Below are 14,631 nucleotides of genomic sequence, written 5' to 3' on the forward strand. Positions count from 1 at the left end.
TGTCACGCCGCGTGCAGCCGCAGCGGCAGGCGCTGCCAGGAACGCAGGGTGTTGTTCAGCTTGCGTACCGGGTCACCGACCAGCTCGATCTTCGCCACCCGCCGGGCGATCTCGCCGAGCAGGATCTCCGCCTCCATCCGGGCCACGTGCTGCCCGGCGCACTGATGGATCCCCATCCCGAAACCGACATGGCCCGACGGGTCGCGGGTCAGGTCGTAGCGGTCCGGGTCGCTCCAGTGCCGCGGGTCCCGGTTCGCGCTGCCCAGGAAGACCAGCAGCTTCTGATCGGCCGGCACCTCGGCACCACCGAGCGGTACCGGTTCGGTGGCGGTGCGGAAGAAGGTCTGCACCGGCGACTCCCAGCGCACCGCCTCCTCGAACGCCAACCGGCCGAGCCCGGGATCGGCGCGCAACCGGTCGTATTCACTCGGATTGCTCGCCAGCGCGTACAGGGTCGCGGCGATCCCGTTGACGGTGGTGTCCACGCCGGCGGTGAGCAGGGAGCGGACCATCAGCGGGGCCTGCTCGTGGGTGATGTCGCCGCGGTCGGCGGCCTCCCAGATCTGGGCACCGAATCCGCCGGGTGCGAGCCGGTCCCGGGCGGTCTGCTCGCTCACCCAGTCGACGTGCGGCTGCACGGTCTTCGCGGCCTCGGTGACGATCTCGTTGCGCGGCCCGAAGGCGTTGAACGCGAAGGATCCGTATGGCAGCAGGTGTTCCCGGCCCTCGGGGGTGAGCCCGACGGCGTCGGGGAAGACGCGCAACGGGAACGCCTCGGCCAGGTCGGTGACACCGTCCAGCTCACCGCCGCCGGCCAGGGCGCGGTCGACCACGGCGGCCGCATCGGCCTGCCACTGCTCGCGCAGCCGGCGCAGCGCGCGGGCACTGAGCACCTTGGTCAGCACTGCCCGCGGGGCGTCGTGGCGCGGCGGGTCGGCCTCCAGCAGCAGGCTGGGTGGCCGCCACGGCTTCTCGGTGCGGAAGTCGGCGAGTCCCACGCCGGCGGAGGAGATGCAGCGCTGCCAGTCGACCAGCGCGGCGTACGCCTCGGCGTACCGGCCGACGGCGAGCACGTCGTAGCGGGACAGCCGGACCAGCGGCCCGGCCTCCCGCAACCGGGTCAGGAAGTCGTGCGGGTCGGCCAGGATCTCGGGGCCGAACGGGTCGTCGTCGAGGACCGGCAGCTCAGACATCGAGCACCAGCCTCGGGCCGGCGGACCGCGATACGCAGACGAACATGCAGTCCCCGCGGGCCTGCTCCTCGTCATCGAGCAGCGAGTCACGATGATCGGGAATCCCTTCCAGGACACCGGTTTCGCAGGTTCCGCAGAGCCCCTGGGCGCAGGAGGAGACCACCGGTACGCCGTTGCTCTGCAGGGTCTGCAGGATGGTGCGTTCCGGGGTGACGGTGAGGGTGCGGCCGCTGCGGGCCAGGCAGATCTCGAAGGATTCGGCGCGCACCGGGACCGCGGGATTGGCGGCCACGAACCGTTCGGTGCGGACCCGGCCCGGAGGGCGGTCCGCGGTGACCTCACGCAGCGCGGCGAGCAGCGGACCCGGCCCGCAGGCGTAGACGGTCGCCGCCGGATCCTCGGCGAGGTAACCGGCCAGCGGCAGCAACCCGTGCTCGTCCTGGGGATGCAGCCGGACCCGCTCGCCGTATCGTTCGGTGAGCTCGGCGGCGAAGGCCATCGAGGCACGGCTGCGGCCGCCGTAGAGCAGCTGCCAGTCGATGCCGAGCCGCTCGGCCTGGTCGATCATCGGCAGGATCGGGGTGATCCCGATGCCGCCGGCGATGAATCGGTACGCCGCGGCGGGCACCAGGGCGAAGTTGTTGCGCGGTCCGCCGACACCGACCTGATCACCGACCCGGAGCTGGTCGTGCACGTAGGCCGACCCACCGCCGCCCGCGGTCTCGCGGAGCACCGCGACCCGGTAGCTGGTCGGATCCCAGCGGTCCCCGCACAGCGAGTACTGGCGGGTGTGGCCCGAGGGCAGATGGAGGTCGATGTGCGCACCGGGCGCCCAGTCGGGCAGCCGGCCCCCGTCGGCCCGGCCGAAGACCAGGCTGACGACCCCGTCGGCCTCCTGGCGGCGTTCCCGGAGCACCAGGAATTCGGTCTGCGGTGATGTCTGCGGCAACACTGCCGCGGCTGCATTGGCCATGCTCCAGCATGAGCCGAGCACCCCGCAGCCGGAAGCTGCCCTCTCACTGAGCGAGAGGGCAGCTCGGATCTCAGCGGCGCCGGCGGGTCCCGAACAGCGAGCGCATGATCTCCCGGCTGGCGGTGCGGGCGATGTCGCGGAAGACCGGCGACCCGACGACCTGCTCGACCACGCTCTTCTCCTTGCCACGGGACTTCTCCGCGGCCCGGGTGTCGCGTTCGGCCTGCTGCTGGGCGGCGGCATCGTTCTTGGCCTGTTCCTCGGCGGCCTGCGCCTCGGCGGCTGCCCTGGCACCGTCCTCGACGCGCTTGGCGAGGATCTCGCGGGCCGATTCGCGGTCGACGGCCTGGCCGTACTTGGCCTGCAGCGGCGAGGCCTGCACGGTACCGGCGATCTGCTGCTGCGGGGTCGGCGCCATCAGTGACTGGGGTGCGTACATCCGGGTCCAGGCGACCGGGGTGGGCGCACCGTCGGGATCCATCACGGTGACGATCGCCTCGCCGATTCCCAATGTCTGCAGGACTTCCCCGAGGTCGTAGGCCGACTTGGGGAAGGTGGCGACGGTCTGCTTGAGCGCCTTCGCATCGTTCGGGGTGTGGGCGCGCAACTGGTGCTGCACCCGGGAACCGAGCTGGGCCAGCACGTCGTCGGGCACGTCCTTGGGGGTCTGGGTGACGAAGAAGACACCGACGCCCTTCGAGCGGATCAGGCGTACGGTCTGGGCGATCGCATCCAGGAACGCCTTGGACGCGTCGGCGAACAGCAGGTGCGCCTCGTCGAAGAAGAAGACCAGCTTGGGCTTGTCCACATCGCCGACCTCGGGCAGGTCCTGGAACAGCTCGGCGAGCAGCCACATCAAGAAGGTGGAGAAGATCGCCGGCCGGTCCTGCAGGTTCGGCAGCTCCATCAGCGAGATCACCCCGCGTCCGTCGTCGGTGGTCCGCAGCAGGTCGCCGGTCTCGAACTCCGGTTCGCCGAAGAACTTGTCCGCACCCTGCTCGGAGAGGTTGATGATCGCGCGCAGGATCACCCCGACGGTCGCCGGGGAGAGGCCGCCGATGTCCTTCAGCTCCGCCTTGCCCTCATCGCTGGTCAGGTGGGTGAGCACCGCCTGCAGGTCGGAGAGATCCAGCAGGGCCAGGCCCTTGGAGTCGGCGTAGTGGAAGACCAGGCCGAGCGAGGACTCCTGGGTGGCGTTCAGGCCGAGCACCTTGGACAGCAGGGTCGGTCCGAAGCTGGTCACCGTCGCCCGCACCGGGACCCCGTCGCCGATCCCGCCGAGGGCGAAGAACTCGACCGGCGACGCGGTCGGCTGCCAGTTCTGGCCGATCTTCTGCACCCGTGCGGTCAGCTTGTCGTTCGGCTCACCGGGGGAGGCCAGCCCGGACAGGTCGCCCTTGATGTCGGCGGCGAAGACCGGTACGCCGGCGGCGGAGATCTGTTCGGCCATCCCCTGCAGGGTCTTGGTCTTGCCGGTTCCGGTGGCGCCGGCGACCAGACCGTGCCGGTTCAGCATGCCGAGCGGGATCTGCACCTTGGCGGCCGGCACCGGCGCGTCGTTCTCCATCAGGACGCCGAGACCGATCGCCGGGGCGTCGAAGGTGTAACCCTGCTGGATCTGCGTGGCCTGCTCCGAGAGGGCGGATTCGGGGGTTGCGGCGGGCGCGGAGGGGACAGCGGGGGCGTCGGTGGCCTTGTCCTGCGGGGTCTCGGTCATGGTGCCTAGATTGGCATACGGCGTGTCGGCACGCACCAGCCATCGGGTCCAAATCGTAATGAAGGACACCCGGGAACCGCCGATGCCCTTGACTATTGTGGCCGGGTGATCTTCAAGCGAGTCGGTGACACCCGCCCGTACCCCGACCACGGCTACGTGCAGAAGCAGTGGGCCGCCATCGCGCCCCACCAGGTGCGGCTCGACCAGCTGGTGACCACCAAGCGGACTCTCGACCTGGAAGCCCTGCTGGAGGAGGATTCCACGTTCTATGGCGACCTCTTCGCCCATGTCGTCTCGTGGCGCGGGGAGCTCTATCTCGAGGATGGTCTGCACCGTGCACTGCGCGCCGCGCTGCAACAACGCCAGACGATGCACGCGAGAGTTCTGGAGCTCAAGTAGGCTGGCCCGGTCCGTGGCGCCGAACAAGGAGTGGATTGCGTGCTAGGCCGGATCTGGCGGGTCGCCAGGACCCCGCTGACGCTGCTCGCCCTGTTGGCCCTGCTGGGCTTCGCGGCCAAGTGGGGTTACGAGAAGGTCGTCGCCCCATTGCCGCCGCCCTATGTCGCGCCGTGCGTGCAGATGCAGGTGCAGGACAGCACCCTGAAATCCGAGATCGTCTCGGTCCGGGTGCTGAACGCCAGCAACAAGCGCGGCAAGGCGGCCGAGGTCTCCCAGCAGCTGAAGAAGCAGGGCTTCAAGGTGACCAAGGTGGCGAACGCCGACGCCCCGCAGGACAAGTCGCAGATCCGCGGTTTCGGCGCCGACGCGCCCGAGGTGAATCTGGTGAATTCCCAGTTCAAGGGCTTCGAGAAGGTCGGCGACGGCCGGGCGGACCGCTCGGTCGAGGTCATCATCGGCGACAACTACGACTCGATGATCGACAACGCCCCCACCTCGATCAAGGTCGAGGGCGACACCGTCTGCCTGCCGACCCCGCCGACCGCGAACCCCGTCTGATTCCGTCCTTCCGCGGGTTCGCGACCGCCTGACCAGTCGGCCGCTCAGCTGAAGTCCAGCGGGTCCTTCTCCTTCTCGCCCCACTCGCCGCGCTCGGCGGCGTGCAGCGCGCTCTCGCGGCGGGTCAGCACCGAGATCGAGAATCCGCCGAGGAGCAGCACCGCGAGCACCCCGGGAGTGGCGAACAGGACCGCGATACCGGCGGCTGCGGAGGTTCCGATATCGCGGGTGACCTCATGCGTCGGAAGGATCTGCCATGGATCGCGACCGACCAGCACCTCCTCGCCCAGGCCCGGGTACGAGTGGCGCTGGCTGACCGAATCCCAGTCGCTCGAGCCGCTGCTGAAGCCGCGCTCCCGCGTACCGTCGGCGAAGCGAAAGGTCATCGGCTTCGGATCGCCGCTGTCATCACGGACCCGCTCATGCACCGCGACGACCGTCGCGGCCTGCGGGAGAGCGACGAACTGTTCGTGCAGTTCACTGGCCGCCACCCGAACGGAGAAGACGCTCGGGGTGAGCAGCAGCGCACCCAGCACGGCCCAGATCGGTGGGATCCGCTTGCTCAGCTGCGGGCTGAGGATCCAGAGGAGCAGCGCGAACGCCGCCATCAGGAACCAGTTCGGCTGCCCGATCGCGAAGAAGCCGCCGGCATCGCCCAGATCGGGGCGCAGCCCGGTCCACACACCCCACAGCAGCGCGATCCACATGGCGATCACCAGCGCGATGCGCACCGACAACCGCACCGACTTCTGCTTCGGAAGGACTCTCGCCACCCGGTGAGGTTAGTCGAGGTCGGGGTCCTCCTGGGGTGGCTGGCCGCGCCGCCAGCGGGCCAGCCGCCCGTACTGGCCGACCTCGCGGAGGCGTTCCTCCACCTGCACCCGGAACCGGGTCGGGGTGACGATCAGCAGTTCGTCACCGGTGTGCAGCGGGGTCTGCGCGGACGGCGCGAACGGCGTACCGTCCCGGATCACCAGCGAGATGACGGTGTCGCGGGGCAGCCGCAGCTCGTGCACCTCGACATTGTTCAACTTGGACCCGACCGGGATCCGGATCTGCAGCAGGTCGGCCTGGATCCGCTCCATCGGCGCCGCCTCCACCTCGACATCGCTCGGGCCGTGGTCGGCCACCCCGAGCAGTCGCGCCACCAGCGGCAGGGTCGGTGCCTGCAGCAGCGTGAACACGACCACGAAGACCAGCACGATGTCGAAGAGCATCTCCGCATCCGGCACCATCGCCACCATCGGCACGGTGGCCAGAATGATCGGTACCGCACCGCGCAGCCCGGCCCAGGACAGGAACGCCTGTTCCCGCCAGGGCACCTTGAACCAGCTGGCGCAGGCGAGCACCGACAACGGCCGGGCGACGACGGTCAGGACGAGCCCGGCGGCCAGCGCGATGAACACCGCATACCCGGTGATCCGGCGCGGTTCAGAGAGCAGCCCGAGCATCACGAACAGCCCGATCTGGGCGATCCAGCCGATCCCCTCGGCGAAGGAGCGGGTGGCGGCGCGGTGCGGCAGCCGGCCGTTGCCGAGCAGCACCGCGCAGACGTAGACCGCGGCGAAGCCGGAGGCGTGCGCGGCGGTGCCGACGCCGTAGGCGAGGACGGCCCAGAAGACCGCGGCGATCGGATAGAGGCCCGAGGACGGCAGCGCGATGTTGCGCAGCAGTTTCACCCCGATCCAGCCGAGCACCACCCCGATGATGACGCCGGCGGTGAGTTCGAAGGCGACGGTCGCCAGGAAGCCGAGTACGCCGCCCTCGGCCTCTCCCCCGGCGGCCAGCCGGCTGAGCTCGGCGACCAGCAGCACGGTCGGGGCGTCGTTCAGCCCGGATTCGGCCTCCAGGGTGGAGCGGACCCGGGATGGCAGCGGCACCTTGCGCAGCACCGAGAAGACCGCTGCCGAATCGGTCGGTGAACAGACCGCGCCGAGCAGGGCGGCCAGCCACGGGTCGAGGCCGAGCACGAAGGTGCCGAAGGCCCACATCACCCCGACGCTGACCCCGATGCCGACGGTGGCCAGCAACCCGGCGACCGGGATCGAACCTCGGATCTCGACCCAGCGGGTGGTCAACCCGCCCTCGGCCAGAATCAGTACCAGGGCAGCGAATCCGAGCGAATGGCCGAGCCCGGCGTCGTTGAAGGAGGGGAAGACGTTGGACAGCTCGATGGCCATCCCCAGGCCGAGGAAGAGCAGCAGCGAGGGCAGCCCGAGCCGGGCCCCGATCCGGGAGGAGATGATGGCGACGAGCACGACCGCGGAGCCGATCAGCAGCCACGTGTCGAGCTCCATCCGATACCACCTCCCGAGGTGGCACAGATCGTTTCACAGGTCACCGCGGTACGCGGCCCGGTGACCGCGTGCGCTGAGACATGCAGTGGTCATGAAGTTCCATGATCAAACCCAGTCGGACTGGGGTTGCCGACCGGTCGATTCCGGCTACTGCATGTCCGTGCGTTCGGGTCAGGGGGCGTTCGGGTCAGGGGGCGTGCACGTCGGGGTCGTCGCGGAGCACGTCGAGCAGCAGGGCGAGGATCCGGTCGGGGCGCTCCAGCGAGGGCAGGTGGCCGGCCCAGTCGAGTTCGACCAGATCCGCCCCGGGGATCTCCGCGGCGAGGGTCCGCGCGACCTGCTGGAAATGCGGCTGGTCGCGCGCGCCGACGACGACGGTGGTGGGTACCGCGATCGCACTGGGGTCGACCTCGACGCGTTCGCGTTCGGGGAGCGGGCCGTGCCGCTCGGCCTCGAGCTGCAGGTCGTACGCCCGGCGCTGCATCACCGCGACCAGTTCGCGCGCCCGGTCATCCGCGTCGGGGCCGAGCCAGGTCCGCACATTCAGCGCGACGGCGCCGTCGAGGTCACCGGCGGCGAGCAGTTGTTCCTCCTGTTCGTCGATGGCGGTCAGGTCCGCATCGGGGGGTGCGCCCCGGTGGGCCGGGGCGAGCAGCACCAGCTCCTCGATCCGATCCGGGTGCCGGCTGGCCAGCTCGAGCGCAACCCGGCCACCCAGCGAGGCCCCGACCACGCGTACCCCGTCGAGGTCGAGCTCGTCGAGCAGTTCCGCGAGATCGTCGGCGTCGGCGTACCGCTCCCCCGGCAGCGGCGTGTGCCCGAAACCGCGCAGGTCCGGGCGTACCACCGTGAACGCGTGGCCGAGCGCGGGCAGCAGGGGTGCCCACATCCGCCGATCGGCGATCCCGGCATGGATCAGCAGCACCGGCGGGCCGGAACCGGCGATGTCATGAGCAAGCAGCATGCCTGACGGTAACCCCGTCAGGCATGCCGCAACAATGGATCAGCCGAGCCGGCTCCCGGTCAGGTGAGCACGGTGGTGAAGCGCTCGTTCAGCTCCCGGTCGACGTAGAAGATGCCCTTGCCGAGCTGGTCGACGGTCCAGCGGACCACCGGGCGGTCCCGGTAGGCGTGGTAGCCACCGGCGAACACCTCGTTGCGGTTGCCGCAGGGATCGAAGAAGTAGACCGTGGTGCCGCGGGTGATGCCGTGCTGGGTCGGGCCGATGTCGACCGAGACGTCGTCCATCGAGAACAGCGAGGCGGCGCGGCCGACCTTGGACCAGTCGTCGAGCTGGAACGCGAAGTGGTGCAGCTTGGCCTGCGGGCCGCCGATGATCGCGATGTCGTGCACCTTCTGGCTGGCCGACATCCAGGTGCCGGCGAGCTGGTGGTCGTCCTCCAGGGAGGTCTGCACGCGCTCGGTGGGGAAGAAGTCGAGCACCTCACCGAAGAACTTCTCGGCGAGCGCCGGGTCCTCGGCGGTGATCAGCGCATGGTCGACCGCGGGTACGCCGACGCCGACGAGTTCGCGGGGGAAGACCTCGGGGTTGATGAAGCCGACCTCGTTGGAGACCTCGGTCATCTCCTGGTAGATCTCGATCACGTGGTCGCTCGGGGAGATGATCCGGATGCCGTCGCCGACCTCGTGGTTCTCACCCTTGCTCATCCGCTCGGTGATCGCGCCGAACTTCTGCGCCTTCTTCTCGATCTCGTCGATGTCGGTGCTCTTCTCGACCTTGTAGCCCAGCTTGACCAGGCCGACACCGCCCTCCTCGAGGACCAGGCTGTGGTGATCCCACTCGTCCCAGCCCTTGAAGTACGCCTTGCCGTCGACATCACCCTGGGACTTCATGCCGAGCGTGCGCTCGTAGTGGTTCTTCGCCTCATCCATATCGGTGACGCGTGCGTGCACATAGCCCAATCGAAGTACGCCCATGACGCCCAGCTCCTTTGCTCAGTTGCCCCGTTCCGACCGGGTTCGCCGGTCGTCGTTTCAGATAATGATGCGCTGCACCGCCAACTCGCGGAATAGCACGTTCCTCAGAACGGAACGGCGCAAGGGTACGGGTTCCTTCAGCACGGGCCGCACGAGAAAGCTCCGCCCCCGAGCGGGTCGGGGGCGGAGCACCGGCGGTGACGGCGGGATTTGAACCCGCGGTAGGTCTCCCTACACTCGCTTTCGAGGCGAGCTCTTTCGGCCGCTCAGACACGTCACCGTCGACCAAAATACCAACCCCGGGCCGGTGTACGCCAATCGTTACGTCTGCGCGCATCTCGACACGGCCCGCCTACTCGATGTGCGGGAAGCCGGGTCCCCGCGAAGTCCCGGATCCAGCGCGCGTGCACGACCGTGGCCCGCAGACCCGCATCCGTTCGTCGGTACTCGGCGACGCGTGCTGGATCTGGGACTTTGCGCCTGCGGCACTGGTGGCTTCGACTCGCTCGTACCTCGCTCGCTCAGCCAGCGTGGGGGTGGTCGCTCAGCCGACGTGGGGCGCGCATCTCGACACGGCCCGCGCTGCCTTGCTTCGCTGCGGCACCGCGGGCCTACTCGATGAGCGTCTCAGGCGACGGTGGCGATGGCCTCGATGACGTAGGGCAGGTTCTTCTCGTTCAGGGCGGCGACGCAGATCCGGCCGGAGTCCAGGCCGTAGATGCCGTACTCCTCGCGCAGCTTGCCCATCGCCTCCTTGGACAGCCCGGAGTAGGAGAACATTCCGTTCTGGGTGGTGATGTAGGACCAGTCGACATCCGGGCGGGCCTTCTCCAGCCCCTCGCGCAGCCCGGTGCGCATCGCCTTGATCCGGTCCCGCATGGCGCCCAGCTCGTCCTCCCACTGCTGGCGCAGGGTCTCATCGGCGAGCACGGTGGCGACCACCTTGGCACCGTGGGTGGGCGGGTTGGAGTAGTTGGTGCGGACCACGATCTTGAGCTGGCTGAGCACCCGCTTGGCCTCGTCGTCGTCGCCGCAGATCACCGACAGGGCACCGATCCGCTCGCCGTAGAGGCTGAAGGTCTTGGAGAAGGAGGTGGTGACGAAGGTGGTCACCCCGGCCTCGGCGAACAGGCGCACGGCGTACCCGTCGTCCTCGATCCCGGACGCGAAACCCTGGTAGGCCATGTCCAGCAGCGGCACCAGCCGCCCCTCCTGCACCACCTGCAGCACCTGCTGCCACTGCTCGCGGGTGATGTCGTAACCGGTCGGGTTGTGGCAGCAGGCGTGCAGCACCACGATCGTGCCCGGGGCCGCGGCCTTCAACCCCTCCAGCATTCCCGCAAAGTTCACCGCCCGCTTCGCCGCGTCGTAGTAGGGGTAGCTGCCGACGGTGAATCCGGCCCGGGTGAACAGCGCGCGATGGTTCTCCCAGCTCGGGTCGGAGATCAGCACCGGGGCGTCGGGATCCAACTGGTGCAGGAAATCCGCCGCCACCTTGAGCCCGCCGGTACCGCCGAGGGCCTGCACCACGGCCAGCCGTTCGCGCGGCACGCTGGTCCCGAAGACCAGCTCGGCCACGGCGTTGTCATAGGCCTTCAGCCCGTCGATCGGCAGATAGCTCCACGGCGTACGCCCCTCGGCCAGCTGCTTGTCCGCGGCCTGCACGCAGTCCAGCAGCGGCACCTTGCCTTCGGAATCGGTGTAGACGCCGACGCCCAGGTTGACCTTCTGGTCGCGGGTGTCGGACTGGTACGCCTCAGTGAGGCCGAGGATCGGATCGCGCGGTGCACCTTGAACGCTGCGGAGAATGCTCATGCCCCGAATCCTGTCACCGTTTCGGCGGGCACCGCACCCCCGTTTCATCGCTCGGTCAGCCGGAGCGCTCGGCCGGCTCGAGCAGGACCGCCGGGCCGACGACCCGGAAGTTGATCTCGGCTCCGGCGACCAGGTCACGCGGATCGTGGTGGCGCATCATCAGCGTCAGCCCACCGACCTCGAGATGGCCGACCACGTCATGACCGAAATAGTCGGTACGCAGCACCCGGGCGTGCAGCGGCCCGGTCGGATCGACACGGAGCTGTTCGGGGCGGAGCAGCACCTCGGTCGGCCCCTGATCGGCTCCGCCGACACAGTCCAACTCGCCCAGCGCGGTGCGTACCCGGCCCCCGGACACGGTCCCGGACAGCAGCACCGCATCACCCAGGAAGAGCGCGGTGGCCCGGTTGTCGGGGCGGGTGTAGAGGCTGACCGGATCGGCGACCTGGGCCAGCCGCCCGCCGTCGAGCACCGCGACCTGGTCGGCGAAGGAGAGCGCCTCGTCCTGGTCGTGGGTGACCAGCACGGTGGTCACCCCCTCCGAGCGCAGCACCTCACCCATGGCGGAGCGAGTCTGGTGCCGCAACCCGGCATCGAGGCTGCTGAACGGTTCGTCGAGCAGCACCACCCCCGGGCGGCGGGCCAGTGCGCGGGCCAGCGCGACCCGCTGCTGCTGGCCGCCGGAGAGCTGGTGTGGATAGCGATTGGCGAGCTCGGGTGCCAGCGAGACCAGTTCCATCAGCTCGGCGACCCGGCGCCCGCTCCGGCGTTCGGCCCGGTCCAGGCCGAAACCGATGTTGCCGGCGACACTGAGGTGCGGCAGCAGCGCACCCTCCTGCGGCACGTAGCCGATCCCGCGGCGGTGCACCGGCAGCGCCAGCAGATCGCGGCCGTCGGCGCGGACGGTGCCGGCGTCGGCGGTCAGGAAGCCGGCGACGATCCGCAGCAGGGTGGTCTTGCCCGAACCGCTCGGCCCGACCACCGCGGTGGCCAGCCCGGCGGGGATGTCCAGATCGATCCCACGCAGCACGGGCGTGTCGGCGTACGCCTTGGTGACGCCCCGCAGCTCCAGTTCCATCAGCTCGCTCCCGCCCCCGTGGCCGCTGCCGGTGAGAGCCGGTGCAGCAGCCAGGTCATCGGCGCCGAGAGCACGATCATGCACAGTGCGAACGGCGCCGCGCCACGATAGTCGATCTCGCTGCTGGCCGACCAGAACGCCATCGCCAGCGTCCGGGTGCCGGTGGGAGCGAGCAGCAGGGTGAGGGTCAGTTCGTTGACCACACCGAGGAAGACCAGCGCGAAGCCGGCGCCGGTGGCCGGGCGGGCCATCCGGGCGGTGGTCGACCAGAACGCCGCCAGCGGTCGCCGGCCGAGGGTGCGGGCGACCTCCTCGTGCACGGTCGGGATCTGCGCCAGCCCGGCACGCAGCGTGACCAGCACCCGCGGAAGCAGCAGCACCAGATAGGCGACGACCAGATTGGCCACCGTCTGATAGAGCGGCGGGACCAGGTCGAGGGCGGCGACGACGAAGGCGAGCCCGACCACGATCGAGGGCACCGCGGAGGCGACGTAGGCGATCCGCTCGGCCAGCCGCGACCAGAACCCGGGATGGCGGACCACCAGATGCGCGACCGGCCAACCGGCGGTGACGGTGACGGCGGCACCCAGCACGGCCAGCCCGAGGGTCTGCAGCAGCGCCTCGACCACCTCCGGCGTCCAGACCTCCGCGCCGCCGGAGATCAGCCAGCCGACCAGCACCCCGATCGGCGCGCCGACGGCGAGGAACACGGTGCCGGCGGGCAGCGCGAGGGCCGCGGGCAGCCAGCCGCCGAGGCGTACCGGCTCGGCGGTCCGGGCGGAGCCGCTGCCGACCCGGGCCAGAGCGGTACGCCGCCGCAGCCGGCCGTCGAGGGCCAGGATCAGCAGACAGGCGAGCACCAGCACGCCAGCCATCGTGGTGGCGGCCTCGGAGGCGAAGGTGCTCTGGTACTGGCCCATGATCGCGGTGGTGAAGGTGTCGAAGCGCATCATCGCGAAGGCGCCGTATTCGCTGAGCAGGTGCAGCGCGACCAGCAGCAGGCCACCGGCCAGCGGCAACCGGATCAGCGGCAGCACGGTGCTGAAGAATCGCCGCCAGGGCCCGTGGCCGAGGCTGGCGGCGGTATCGGTGAAGGAGCCGTCCAGGGTGGCCAGGGTGGCCGCGACCGGGATCATCACCAGTGGGTAGTAGGAGAGCACCGAGACCAGTGTCCCGCCCCAGACCCCGCCGATCGAGGGCACCACCGAGACCCAGGCGTACGCGTTGACGAAGGCCGGGATGGCGAGCGGGGCGGCGAGCAGCACCCGCCAGACCCGCCGGCCGGGCAACCGGGTGCGCTCGGTGAGCCAGGCCAGCCCGACGCCGAGCACGCCGATGATCGGCAGCGCGAACAGCAGCAGCGCGCCGGTGTTGAGCAGCAGTTCGGCCACCCGTCGGGTGCCGAGCACCTGGGCGAGCAGCTCCGGCGGGGTGCGCAGTGCCGCGACCGCCACGAACACCAGCGGCACCAGGCTCGCCAGCAGCACGACCGCGGCCACCGCGATCAACGACAGCGGTGGCCGGGGTGTGCTGCGGGGCCGGCGCTCGGTGCGCCGGGGTGGGGCTGGTGCGGGGACGGTCACCTCAGATCAGGCCGGCATCCGTCATCAGCTTGGTGACCTCGGCGCCGTTCAGCTTGTCGATGTCGATGGTCGGCGGCTGCAGGTCGGCGATCGGGACCAGCCCGGGGGCGAGCTTGGCCTGCGGGTTCACCGGGTATTCGAAGTAGTTCGCCATCTCCGCCTGCCCCTCGACCGAGGTGATGTGGGCCAGGAAGGCGTTCGCCGCGGTCGGGTTCTTCGCCCCCTTCAGCACCCCGCCGCCGGAGACGGACACGAAGGCGCCCGGATCCTGGTTGCGGAAGTAGTGCAGCTTGACGTTCTTGGAGTTCTCCTTGGTCTTGGCCTGATCACCGAACCAGTAGTAGTGGTAGATCACCGCACCATCGACCTCACCGGCGTTCACGGCCTTCATCGCGGTCGAGTTTCCCTTGTAGGGCTTGGATCCCGCCTTCATCGCCTTCAGCCAGTCGGCGGTCGCCTGGGTGCCCTTGAGCTGCAGCAGCGCCGAGACGATGGCCTGGAAATCGGCACCGGTCGGCGAGGCGGCCCAGCGGCCGTTCCACTTCGGGTCGGCCAGGTCGAGCAGCGACTTCGGCAGCTCGGCCTCGGGGATCTTGCTGGGGTTGTAGGCGAAGACGGTGGCGCGGGCGGCGATGCCGGTCCAGGCGCCCGAACCGGGACGCAGGGTGTCCGGCACATTGGCGGCGACCTTGGCGTCCACCGGCGCGAACAGGCCGGCATTGGCGACCTGCACCATCGCCGGGGAGTTCTCGGTGAGGAACACATCGGCCGGGCTGCGCTCGCCCTCCTTGAGGATCTGGTTGGACATCTCGGTGTCCGAGCCCTGCCGGATCTCGACCTTCACCCCACTCGCCTTCGTGAACGCCTCGGCCCACGCCTTGCCGAGGCTCTCGTGCTGGGCGTTGTAGAGGGTGATCGTGCCAGTCGGGGTGCCACCACCGCTGGCGGCGCCGGCACCGGGCTGGGTCTGCGTCTGGCCACCGCAGGCGGCGAGGGCGACGACCGGGCTGGCGGCGAGTACGCCGAGCAGACCGCGGCGGGAGAGCTGGGACATCGAGGTGCCTTTCACTGGAATGGTGC

At 69.8% G+C, this 14,631-nt stretch carries 13 protein-coding genes and 1 tRNA gene; 2 read left to right on the top strand and 12 right to left on the bottom strand.

Features of this window, described 5'->3' with window-relative positions:
- Positions 1-2: 2 nt before the first annotated feature.
- From C8D81_RS08565 to C8D81_RS08575, 3 genes are all read right to left on the bottom strand, one after another.
- Positions 3-1,193 (bottom strand): cytochrome P450, encoded by a 1,191-nt coding sequence (locus C8D81_RS08565; RefSeq protein WP_094356380.1) that lies wholly within the window; start codon positions 1,191-1,193, stop codon positions 3-5.
- Positions 1,186-2,166: a PDR/VanB family oxidoreductase gene (locus tag C8D81_RS08570; RefSeq protein WP_094429809.1), complete on the bottom strand. Its 981-nt coding sequence runs from the start codon at positions 2,164-2,166 to the stop codon at positions 1,186-1,188. Before C8D81_RS08570 ends, C8D81_RS08565 begins: the two co-directional genes overlap by 8 nt.
- Positions 2,167-2,236: 70 nt before the next feature.
- Complete coding sequence (locus C8D81_RS08575) at positions 2,237-3,883, bottom strand: helicase HerA-like domain-containing protein (RefSeq protein ID WP_094429808.1); 1,647 nt, start codon at positions 3,881-3,883, stop codon at positions 2,237-2,239.
- Positions 3,884-3,988: 105 nt separating this feature from the next.
- Here C8D81_RS08575 and C8D81_RS08580 point away from each other — a divergent pair, with 105 nt between their 5' ends.
- On the top strand, positions 3,989-4,282 hold the full coding sequence (locus tag C8D81_RS08580; protein ID WP_094356383.1) for a type II toxin-antitoxin system VapB family antitoxin: 294 nt from the start codon (positions 3,989-3,991) through the stop codon (positions 4,280-4,282).
- Positions 4,283-4,321: 39 nt separating this feature from the next.
- Positions 4,322-4,840: a LytR C-terminal domain-containing protein gene (locus C8D81_RS08585; protein WP_094356384.1), complete on the top strand. Its 519-nt coding sequence runs from the start codon at positions 4,322-4,324 to the stop codon at positions 4,838-4,840.
- A gap of 44 nt (positions 4,841-4,884) precedes the next feature.
- Here C8D81_RS08585 and C8D81_RS08590 read toward each other — a convergent pair whose 3' ends face one another.
- The 9 genes from C8D81_RS08590 to C8D81_RS08630 form a co-directional block, all read right to left on the bottom strand.
- Positions 4,885-5,613 carry a hypothetical protein gene (locus C8D81_RS08590; protein ID WP_094404749.1) on the bottom strand — a complete coding sequence of 243 codons (729 nt, stop codon included), beginning with the start codon at positions 5,611-5,613 and terminating at the stop codon, positions 4,885-4,887.
- Positions 5,614-5,622: 9 nt separating this feature from the next.
- Positions 5,623-7,137 (bottom strand): potassium/proton antiporter, encoded by a 1,515-nt coding sequence (locus C8D81_RS08595; RefSeq protein ID WP_094356386.1) that lies wholly within the window; start codon positions 7,135-7,137, stop codon positions 5,623-5,625.
- 187 nt (positions 7,138-7,324) lie between these two features.
- A complete protein-coding gene (locus C8D81_RS08600) occupies positions 7,325-8,101 on the bottom strand; it encodes an alpha/beta fold hydrolase (RefSeq protein WP_094429807.1) in 777 nt (258 codons plus the stop codon).
- Between the two features lie 59 nt (positions 8,102-8,160).
- The gene (locus tag C8D81_RS08605) at positions 8,161-9,075 is read right to left on the bottom strand and encodes a catechol 2,3-dioxygenase (protein ID WP_133625921.1); all 915 of its coding nucleotides are present in this window, start codon (positions 9,073-9,075) and stop codon (positions 8,161-8,163) included.
- A 195-nt stretch (positions 9,076-9,270) separates the two neighbouring features.
- Positions 9,271-9,355, bottom strand: a tRNA-Ser gene (locus tag C8D81_RS08610).
- Positions 9,356-9,702: 347 nt separating this feature from the next.
- Positions 9,703-10,890 carry an amino acid aminotransferase gene (locus C8D81_RS08615; RefSeq protein WP_133625922.1) on the bottom strand — a complete coding sequence of 396 codons (1,188 nt, stop codon included), beginning with the start codon at positions 10,888-10,890 and terminating at the stop codon, positions 9,703-9,705.
- 55 nt (positions 10,891-10,945) lie between these two features.
- Complete coding sequence (locus tag C8D81_RS08620; RefSeq protein ID WP_133625923.1) at positions 10,946-11,968, bottom strand: ABC transporter ATP-binding protein; 1,023 nt, start codon at positions 11,966-11,968, stop codon at positions 10,946-10,948.
- The gene (locus C8D81_RS08625) at positions 11,968-13,551 is read right to left on the bottom strand and encodes an ABC transporter permease (RefSeq protein WP_208109192.1); all 1,584 of its coding nucleotides are present in this window, start codon (positions 13,549-13,551) and stop codon (positions 11,968-11,970) included. Before C8D81_RS08625 ends, C8D81_RS08620 begins: the two co-directional genes overlap by 1 nt.
- Position 13,552: 1 nt before the next feature.
- Positions 13,553-14,605 (bottom strand): iron ABC transporter substrate-binding protein, encoded by a 1,053-nt coding sequence (locus C8D81_RS08630; protein ID WP_133625924.1) that lies wholly within the window; start codon positions 14,603-14,605, stop codon positions 13,553-13,555.
- Between the last annotated feature and the right edge of the window lie 26 nt (positions 14,606-14,631).

Source organism: Enemella evansiae, assembly GCF_004362375.1.
Lineage (GTDB): Bacteria > Actinomycetota > Actinomycetes > Propionibacteriales > Propionibacteriaceae > Enemella > Enemella evansiae.